Below are 9,124 nucleotides of genomic sequence, written 5' to 3'. Positions count from 1 at the left end.
CACTACTCAGGGTACCACTATCTAAAATTCGCTTACTTTTACGGGACTATCACCCTCTATGGTTTGTCTTTCCAAACAATTCTAATTCACTTATCTTCGAATATCGTGGCCCTACAACCCCTATTTTGCCGTAACAAAATAGGTTTGGGCTAATCCGCGTTCGCTCGCCACTACTAACGGAATCACTATTGTTTTCTCTTCCTCCGGTTACTTAGATGTTTCAGTTCACCGGGTTTACTCCTATTGCTAGGTGACATGTCTTCAACATGCCGGGTTGCCCCATTCGGAAATCTACGGATTAAAAGGTATGTGCCCCTCCCCGTAGCTTATCGCAGCTTATCACGTCCTTCGTCGTCTCTGAGAGCCTAGGCATCCGCCATACGCCCTTACTTAACTTATTGTACTTTTTGCTACAGTGTGTTACCACACTATAATGAACTCTTTTATATTTTTATAAAAAAATTATTTAATTAGAATATAAATATTCTAATTGTTCTCTATCTATTTGATTCTTACGATATCATTTTACCAATATGTCAATGAACTTGTGGCGAATCGCCACCGATAATTAAATCAGCAACAACATTAAGCCGTTGTGGAGAATATCGGAGTCGAACCGATGACCTCTTGCGTGCAAGGCAAGCGCTCTAGCCAGCTGAGCTAATCCCCCATTATGAAATTCAGAATAAATCCTAAATTATGAATGTAGAATCCTCTTACTTCCAGAATTTCCTTAGTATTTTTGCTTTTTTGTAGTCCCGGGCAGACTCGAACTGCCGACCTCTACATTATCAGTGTAGCGCTCTAACCAGCTGAGCTACGAGACTATAATAGCTTAAATACTTTTTATTTTAAAATTAACAGCAAAGAGTAAAAATGACCTTTTTTTGTAACTCACCATCTTTCTCTAGAAAGGAGGTGTTCCAGCCGCACCTTCCGGTACGGCTACCTTGTTACGACTTAGCCCTAGTTACCAGTTTTACCCTAGGCGGCTCCTTGCGGTGACCGACTTCAGGCACTCCCAGCTTCCATGGCTTGACGGGCGGTGTGTACAAGGCCCGGGAACGTATTCACCGGATCATGGCTGATATCCGATTACTAGCGATTCCAGCTTCACGGAGTCGAGTTGCAGACTCCGATCCGAACTGTGATATGGTTTATAGATTCGCTCTCTGTTGCCAGATGGCTGCTCATTGTCCATACCATTGTAGCACGTGTGTGGCCCAGGACGTAAGGGCCGTGATGATTTGACGTCATCCCCACCTTCCTCACTACTTGCGTAGGCAGTCTCGTTAGAGTCCCCATCATAACATGCTGGCAACTAACGACAGGGGTTGCGCTCGTTATAGGACTTAACCTGACACCTCACGGCACGAGCTGACGACAACCATGCAGCACCTTGTAATCTGTCCGAAGAAAACTCTATCTCTAAAGCTGTCAGACTACATTTAAGCCCTGGTAAGGTTCCTCGCGTATCATCGAATTAAACCACATGCTCCACCGCTTGTGCGGGCCCCCGTCAATTCCTTTGAGTTTCAGTCTTGCGACCGTACTCCCCAGGTGGGATACTTATCACTTTCGCTTAGTCACTGAGCATACACCCAACAACTAGTATCCATCGTTTACGGCGTGGACTACCAGGGTATCTAATCCTGTTCGCTCCCCACGCTTTCGTCCCTCAGCGTCAGTACATACGTAGTAGACTGCCTTCGCAATCGGTATTCTGTGTAATATCTATGCATTTCACCGCTACACTACACATTCTATCTACTTCCATATGACTCAAGTCAACCAGTATCAAAGGCAGTTCCATAGTTGAGCTATGGGATTTCACCTCTGACTTAATTGACCGCCTGCGGACCCTTTAAACCCAATGATTCCGGATAACGCTCGGACCCTCCGTATTACCGCGGCTGCTGGCACGGAGTTAGCCGGTCCTTATTCTTACAGTACCGTCAAGCTGGTATACATACCAGTGTTTCTTCCTGTATAAAAGAAGTTTACAACCCATAGGGCAGTCATCCTTCACGCGGCATGGCTGGGTCAGAGTTGCCTCCATTGCCCAATATTCCTCACTGCTGCCTCCCGTAGGAGTCTGGTCCGTGTCTCAGTACCAGTGTGGGGGATCTCCCTCTCAGGACCCCTACCTATCAAAGTCATGGTAAGCCGTTACCTTACCATCTAACTAATAGGACGCATAGCCATCTTTTACCAATAAATCTTTAATTAAAACTCGATGCCGAGTCTCAATACTATGGAGCATTAATCTTCATTTCTAAAGGCTATTCTCCAGTAAAAGGTAGGTTCTATACGCGTTACGCACCCGTGCGCCGGTCGTCATCTGTGCAAGCACAATGTTACCCCTCGACTTGCATGTGTTAAGCCTGCCGCTAGCGTTCATCCTGAGCCAGGATCAAACTCTTCATTGTATATTTTAAATATTTTAATGAATAAGTTTCAAAAGAATTTGTTTAAATAAATCTAAACATGGTTATTCTACTCTTTAATTACGCTGTCAATTTCAATATTTTCAATGAACTTTGTTTCAATCTTAATAAACAACTTAAAGTTGTTTATTGGTTAAAACTTTGTAGAAAGGTTAGAATCGAACTAACTGACTTTTTTAATAATCATTCCAAATTTTCTTTGATCTTTTTCGCTGTAATTCTTAGCGGCTGCAAACATACAAACTATTTCTAATCTGACAATAAAAAATTAAAGTTTTTTTTTATTTCTTTATTTGCTTTAAAACTAAAAATCTCTGAACGTTTTTGCCGAAAATTTCGGACTGCAAACATACAACTCTTTTTAATTAGAAACCTAATGAATATTGAAATTTATTTTTAATAAAATTTTGATATTTTATTTAGATAAAGAACTAATCCTCACCTTACTTACAACTCCTCAATGAACGTGGCTAACTGTGTGATATTACCGTTAGCGGCTGCAAACTTACAACTCATTTTTAACCTGACAACTATTTTTTTACCTTTATTTTAATTTAATTTTACAATGGGTTTTAAGAGGCTTGTTTTTAGCAGTTTATGAAGGAGGTTTTTTTGAGAGAATTTGGAAGGTTTGTTGTGTTGCGTACTCGTATGTTTCTTTTTAACACATAGAAACATAGAAAACATAGGTTGGGGTTTTCTTTGGATTCATAAAGTTGAATAAGGAGTATTGGATTGGATGTTATAGTATATAGATTATAAAAACATATACTATTAAACCATAAACACCTTATTTTTAAACAACTAGAACTTACAGACCTCACAGGTTTTTAAAAGCTGTGAGGTCTTGGTTATAGAATAGCCATTAACTTTTATGAACTCAAAAAATGATTTATGGTGTTTTTAACTTGAATAGAAAGAAGAAATCTAAAAATAGAACTTCAATTTGCAAATTAGCTGTGTTAGGGATTGAAACGACATCCTTTTTGCTTTTCGCAAAAAGATATAGTGGAAAGCCCGACCTTTTTTTTACAGTAGCTTATTTAAATTGATATTAGGAATTAAATAAAAAACGACACCTTTATATATTAGATTAAAAAAAGGGAACACCCAAAAAGAAATATTCGCTTTTTATAAATCTATTGGAGGTATATGGTAGAGGAGGTTTGTTGATTTCGATTATAACAAAATCATAATTGCAATAAAGGTAAATACGATTATTTGTCCCCATTTTAAGTACACTCCCACTTTGGCATTTTCTTTTAAATAGCTAGAAATACTACCTGCTAAAATTGCAATTATTGTAAATACTAAAAAAGAGACGGCAATAAAAAGAGCTCCTAATGTATAAAACTGAATAACATTGGAAATTGTTTTAGAAAACAAGAACTGTGGGAAAAATGCTAAAAAAAATAAAGCGACTTTAGGATTTAAAACATTCATGATAAATCCTTTTTTAAATAGCTGATAAACAGACTCTTTTTGAATATTACTATTAGACAATACTATTTTAGCATCACTTTTATATACTTTATATGCTAAAAAGAGCAGATAACTGGCTCCTAATAATTTAATGATAAAAAAAAGACTGTCATTTTCTTTGATGATTGCAGAAACGCCAAAAGCGACGAGTGTAGTATGTACTAAACAACCAGACATTAGCCCTAAAACAGTGGCAATTCCGTATTTTGTGCCATTCACAATACTTTGTGTTAGTACAAAAATATTATCTGGTCCTGGAGAAATTGCTAAAATAGCCGTTGCAAAGACGAAAGAGAATAAAGTTTCTATCATAGAATGCTGATTTTTCTAAATGTTTTTTTTAACGAAAGTAAGTCCTCTATTATATGATAAGACTTTTATTTTAAAATTGTTTTAGAATTGCCTTATTAATTCGCTTTACCAAACTTGGTCCTTCGTAAATAAAACCGGTATAAACTTGCACTAAATCTGCGCCTGCATTTAGTTTTTCTAACGCATCTTTTTCTGAGTGAATACCTCCTACCCCGATTATTGGAAAAGCTTTTTTAGAGGTGTCTGCTAAATATTTAATTACAGCTGTACTTTGGTTTTTAACTGGCTGACCACTAACACCACCATTTCCTATTTCTGCTAAACGTTCTTTTGATGCTTTTAGATTTGCTCTATTTGTTGAAGTATTGGAAGCAATTACACCATCAATTTTTGTTTCATGCACTAATTCAATAATTTCATCTAACTGAATATTATTTAAATCGGGTGCTATTTTTAATAAGATTGGTTTTTGTATTTTTTCTTTATTATTAAGATTCTGACAAGCAGAAATTAATTCTAATAAATAGTCTTTGTCATTTAGTTTTGCATGGCTACCTACATTTGGGCAGCTTACGTTTAGTACAAAATAATCTACATACGGATGTAATTCTGTAAAAACCTCGCAATAATCTTCTGTATAATTTTCTGGAGAGGTTGCTGTATTTTTACCAATGTTACCACCAATAATAACTTGCCCCTTATTTTTCTTTAGGTTTTTAATGGCAGCTTCCATTCCGTCATTATTAAAACCCATTCTATTTATAATTCCTTGATCGTCTTTTAATCTAAACAACCTTTTTTTAGGATTACCAACTTGTCCTTTTAGAGTTACGGTTCCTATTTCTATAAAACCAAAACCAAAATTAGCCAATTCATTATATAAAACAGCATTTTTATCGAAACCTGCAGCTAAACCAACTGGGTTCTTAAAGGTAATACCAAATAACGTTTTTTCTAATCGTTTGTCATCAACTACATATAAACTTCTAAATATTGAAGTAACAAAAGGAATTTTACAAAGGTTTTTGACTAAAGAAAAAGTGAAGTAATGAATTTTTTCTGGGTCGAATAAAAAGAATATTGGTCTTACAATAGATTTGTACATGCTTTACTAGAATTATTTTAAGTAGCTTATTTCTAGTTTTCAAAATTACAAATTTTATAATGATAAAACTCGAAAACCTATTTCAAATAAAAAATCTAAAAACATTAACCTGTTTAAAAAAAAATATTTAAAAAAAAATAATCTTTTTTTTTATTGATAACATGCTTAAAAAGAGATAGAAATAAAAAATAATTTCTTCATTATTTCTCTTTTTTAAGAAAAACAAAATTCATCTTGTAATTTACAGAATTAGCACTCGACAAAGGAACCTAACTATTAAAAAACAAAAAATGAAAACAAGTAAAATAGTATTAGGTTTGGTTTTTGGACTAGCTCTTACATCACAAACTAATGCACAAGGATTATTAGATGGTTTTACTCCAAAAAAAGGAGATTTATCTGTAACAGCTTCTTACACTTCTAGTAATTATGAGAAATTTTATGCAGGAAACACTAAAATGGATGCAGTGCCTGTTTACAAAGAAATTGATCAAAACATATACAGTTTATATGCAAAATACGGTATTACAAACAAATTATCTGTTGTTTTAAATGCTCCTTACATTTCTGCAGAAGGAAATGGCGCTCCATATCCTGCAAACACAACATCTAAACAAGATGGTTTTCAAGATATTTCTATTGGATTGAAATACAATGCGTATACTTTTGATTTTGAAAAATTAAATTTAGATGTAATAACGGGTTTAAGTGTTGATATTCCTACAGGTTATGAAGCAAACGGAATTTTATCTCTTGGTAACAATACCTTTTCTACAAACTTAACTGCGGGTTTACATTTACAAAGCAATGATGGTCTTTTTGTAACTTTTTTAAATTCTTACCAATTTAAAGGAGATGCAGATAATACTAGTGGTGGTGCGGACTTTGATGTACCAAATGCTTATTATGCAACTACTAAAATAGGATATGCTAGTTCTGCAATTTATGTAGAAGGTTGGTTAGATTATTTAGCTTCAACTGATGGTGTAGATATTGGTGGTGCTGGTTTTGCTGGTCCTAACTTTCCAGAAACTAAAGTAGAATACACAAGATTAGGTGCTACTGTTTATAAAAATATTATTCCAGAATTAGGAGCAAGTGTAGGTTTTGGTACTGTAGTTGATGGTCGTAATATTGGTAAGTCTACAAATTTCTCTGTAGGTTTAACTTACAACCTTAACATATAAATTTCTTTTAATACCATAAAAAAAGCTCGTAAGAAATTACGAGTTTTTTTATTTTATAACTTTTAAAGTTCTTTTTCTACTGATAAATTAAATACTTATTTCTAACAGTTTTAAAAGCTTTTAAATCTTTCTCCCATGTTTTTCTAATCTCTTGCTCAGACAAACCCTTTATAATTTGTTCTTGTAGTTTTTCTGTTCCTGCTAATTTGGTAAAGAAATTATTAAAAAACTCTTTAGATGTATTCTGATGGTATGCTTTTATTAAAAATGATAAATCTATTTTATTAAGATTTTCTACTTCTTGTAAATTTTCTCCATAACACAATTCATTTTTAAACTTCGGATATTTAGCACCTTCATTAGCTTGTGGAGTAAAAGTAAATTCACTTTTTGCTAAAAACGGAGAACCATAAATTTGGAACTGCATTTCGGTTCCGCGTCCTGCAGACACATTGGTCCCTTCAAAAAAACACAAACTTGGGTACAAGTTTATACTTTTATCATTTGGTAAATTGGGTGATGGTTTTATAGGTAAACTATATTCCGTTTGATGTGTATAGTTTTCTAAAGGAATTACTGTTAAATCACACTTAATTCCGTTTTTAAGCCATTTTTCACCATTAATCATTTTACCGTATTCTCCAATTGTCATTCCGTAAACCACCGGCACTTTGTGCATACCAACAAAAGAACTATGTGCTTCTTCTAAAACGGGTCCGTCTATATAATGTCCGTTGGGGTTTGGTCTGTCTAATACAATTACTTCAACTCCAGCTTCTGCACACGCTTCCATTACATAATGTAAAGAAGAAATATAGGTGTAAAAACGAGCACCAACATCTTGAATATCAAAAACTACAATATCAATTCCTGCTAAATGCGCTTTAGACGGTTTTTTATTTTTACCGTAAAGCGATACAATTGGCAGACCTGTTTTGGTATCAAAACCATCTTTTATAACCTCTCCAGCATCTGCTTTCCCTCTAAAACCATGTTCTGGCGCAAATACCTTTTTTACGTTTACACCATTAAAGTTGTGTAAATAATCTACCAAATGATGTGTAACTTTTTTAGACCCCATAACATTAGCCGCTACTTCTGCCCTTTCTAAAACAGACAACACAGATGTTTGGTTAGCAACAATTGCTACATTTTTTCCTTTTAATAATTTTAAATATAAATCAACTCTTTCTGCTCCTACTTTTAAAACTTCTTGCTTTTCTACCTTTTGAACTGTTATGGTAGGACTTTTTTTAGTTGTATTTTGAGCACAAGAAATGAGCTGAAAATTCAGCAGTAGAAATAAGAATAAATATGTACTTTTGAAAGGTTTAAAATCTATCATCAATTTGAATTACGAGTTATTTATTGCAAAACGCATTATTGCCGGTAAAAAGTATAAAAATAGCATTTCATCTCCAATAATAAAAATTGCAATTACAGCAATTACATTGGGTATTATAATTATGCTAATTGCAGTGGCAACTGGCGCTGGCTTGCAATATAAAATTCGCGATAAAATGGCTGGTTTTAAAGGTCATGTTCAAATTATTAATTATGATGCTAATAATTCTGATGTTTCAACGGTTCCTATTGATAAAAACCAAGATTTTTATCCGAAGTTTAAAAATGTAGACGGAATTAAAAACATTCAGGTTTTTGCTAATAAAGCTGGGATTTTAAGAACAGAAACAGAATTTGAAGGCATTATTTTTAAAGGTGTTTCTACAGATTACGATTGGACTTTTTTTAACGAATATTTAGTTGAAGGTAGAACCCCAAATTTTAATCAAGATAGAACGAAAGAGGTTTTATTGTCTCAAACAATAATGAATCGTTTACAGTTGAAATTAAACGATATTGTTTTAGCTACTTTTATAAAAACCTCCACAAGTAAGCTACCATCAAACAGAAAATATACTATTGTTGGTATTTACAATTCTGGTTTTGCAGAATTTGATAAATCTATGATGATTGGTGATCTTAGAGAAGTTCAAAACCTTAACAAATGGACAGAAAATGAAATTGGTGGTTTTGAAGTAATTTTAGATAGCTTTGATAAAATTGAAGAAAAAGGAAATATAATTTACAAAGAAATTCCCGAAACTTTAAATAGCAAGACTATTTTAGAAAGTTATCCAACGGTCTTTGAATGGATTCAACTTTTTGACAATAATGTTTGGTTTATTATTGCCATTATGATTTTAGTTGCCGGTATAAATATGATTACCGCCCTACTCGTTTTAATTTTAGAACGCGTACAAATGATTGGTATTTTAAAAGCCTTAGGAAGCACTAATACAAGCATCCGTAAAATATTTTTATACAACGCTTCTTACCTTATTTTAAAAGGTCTTTTCTGGGGAAATATTATTGGACTATCTATCCTTTTTATACAATACTATTTTGAAGTTATTACATTAAACCCAGAAAACTATTATGTGAACACAATGCCTGTTTATGTTTCTTTTAAAGCTATTTTACTGCTAAATATAGGTACATTAATTATGTCTTTTTTAATGCTGATTATTCCATCATATATAATTACTAAAATTCAGCCTTCTAAATCTATAAAGTTTGCTTAAATCTCT

General features: G+C 33.6%; 5 protein-coding genes, 2 tRNA genes and 2 rRNA genes (1 of these 9 cut by a window edge). 2 read left to right on the top strand and 7 right to left on the bottom strand.

Annotation, left to right across the window (positions count from 1 at the left end):
* The 6 genes from KV700_RS00385 to KV700_RS00360 form a co-directional block, all read right to left on the bottom strand.
* Window positions 1-401: ribosomal RNA gene (locus KV700_RS00385) — 23S ribosomal RNA — on the bottom strand (it extends 2,483 nt beyond the left edge of the window).
* A gap of 195 nt (window positions 402-596) precedes the next feature.
* A tRNA-Ala gene (locus tag KV700_RS00380) sits at window positions 597-670 on the bottom strand.
* 83 nt (window positions 671-753) lie between these two features.
* Window positions 754-827, bottom strand: a tRNA-Ile gene (locus KV700_RS00375).
* Window positions 828-911: 84 nt separating this feature from the next.
* Window positions 912-2,429: ribosomal RNA gene (locus KV700_RS00370) — 16S ribosomal RNA — on the bottom strand.
* The 16S and 23S rRNA genes sit together here with 2 tRNA genes alongside, the layout of an rRNA operon.
* Window positions 2,430-3,626: 1,197 nt before the next feature.
* Complete coding sequence (locus KV700_RS00365; RefSeq protein ID WP_218598684.1) at window positions 3,627-4,241, bottom strand: LysE family translocator; 615 nt, start codon at window positions 4,239-4,241, stop codon at window positions 3,627-3,629.
* Between the two features lie 70 nt (window positions 4,242-4,311).
* Window positions 4,312-5,346 carry a quinone-dependent dihydroorotate dehydrogenase gene (locus tag KV700_RS00360; RefSeq protein ID WP_218598683.1) on the bottom strand — a complete coding sequence of 345 codons (1,035 nt, stop codon included), beginning with the start codon at window positions 5,344-5,346 and terminating at the stop codon, window positions 4,312-4,314.
* Window positions 5,347-5,636: 290 nt separating this feature from the next.
* On the opposite strand from KV700_RS00360, the gene KV700_RS00355 reads away from it, so the two are divergent.
* Window positions 5,637-6,533 carry a transporter gene (locus KV700_RS00355; RefSeq protein WP_218598682.1) on the top strand — a complete coding sequence of 299 codons (897 nt, stop codon included), beginning with the start codon at window positions 5,637-5,639 and terminating at the stop codon, window positions 6,531-6,533.
* A 76-nt stretch (window positions 6,534-6,609) separates the two neighbouring features.
* On the opposite strand, the gene KV700_RS00350 is transcribed toward KV700_RS00355, so the two are convergent.
* A complete protein-coding gene (locus tag KV700_RS00350) occupies window positions 6,610-7,878 on the bottom strand; it encodes an exo-beta-N-acetylmuramidase NamZ domain-containing protein (RefSeq protein ID WP_218598681.1) in 1,269 nt (422 codons plus the stop codon).
* Between the two features lie 4 nt (window positions 7,879-7,882).
* Between KV700_RS00350 and KV700_RS00345 the strand changes: the two genes are divergently transcribed.
* Window positions 7,883-9,118: an ABC transporter permease gene (locus KV700_RS00345; RefSeq protein ID WP_218599795.1), complete on the top strand. Its 1,236-nt coding sequence runs from the start codon at window positions 7,883-7,885 to the stop codon at window positions 9,116-9,118.
* Window positions 9,119-9,124: the final 6 nt, after the last annotated feature.

Origin of the sequence: Polaribacter sp. NJDZ03 (genome assembly GCF_019263805.1) — a bacterium.
GTDB lineage: Bacteria > Bacteroidota > Bacteroidia > Flavobacteriales > Flavobacteriaceae > Polaribacter.
The sequence above is the reverse complement of the archived record's forward strand: the minus strand, read 5'-3'. Positions and strand labels throughout refer to the sequence as shown.

Excerpts from the sequence above, each read along its gene's own strand:
- KV700_RS00365 (WP_218598684.1), bottom strand. The coding sequence starts at position 4,241 with ATGATAGAAACTTTATTCTCTTTCGTCTTTGCAACGGCTATTTTAGCA.
- KV700_RS00360 (WP_218598683.1), bottom strand. The coding sequence starts at position 5,346 with ATGTACAAATCTATTGTAAGACCAATATTCTTTTTATTCGACCCAGAA.
- KV700_RS00355 (WP_218598682.1), top strand. The coding sequence starts at position 5,637 with ATGAAAACAAGTAAAATAGTATTAGGTTTGGTTTTTGGACTAGCTCTT.
- KV700_RS00350 (WP_218598681.1), bottom strand. The coding sequence starts at position 7,878 with ATGATAGATTTTAAACCTTTCAAAAGTACATATTTATTCTTATTTCTA.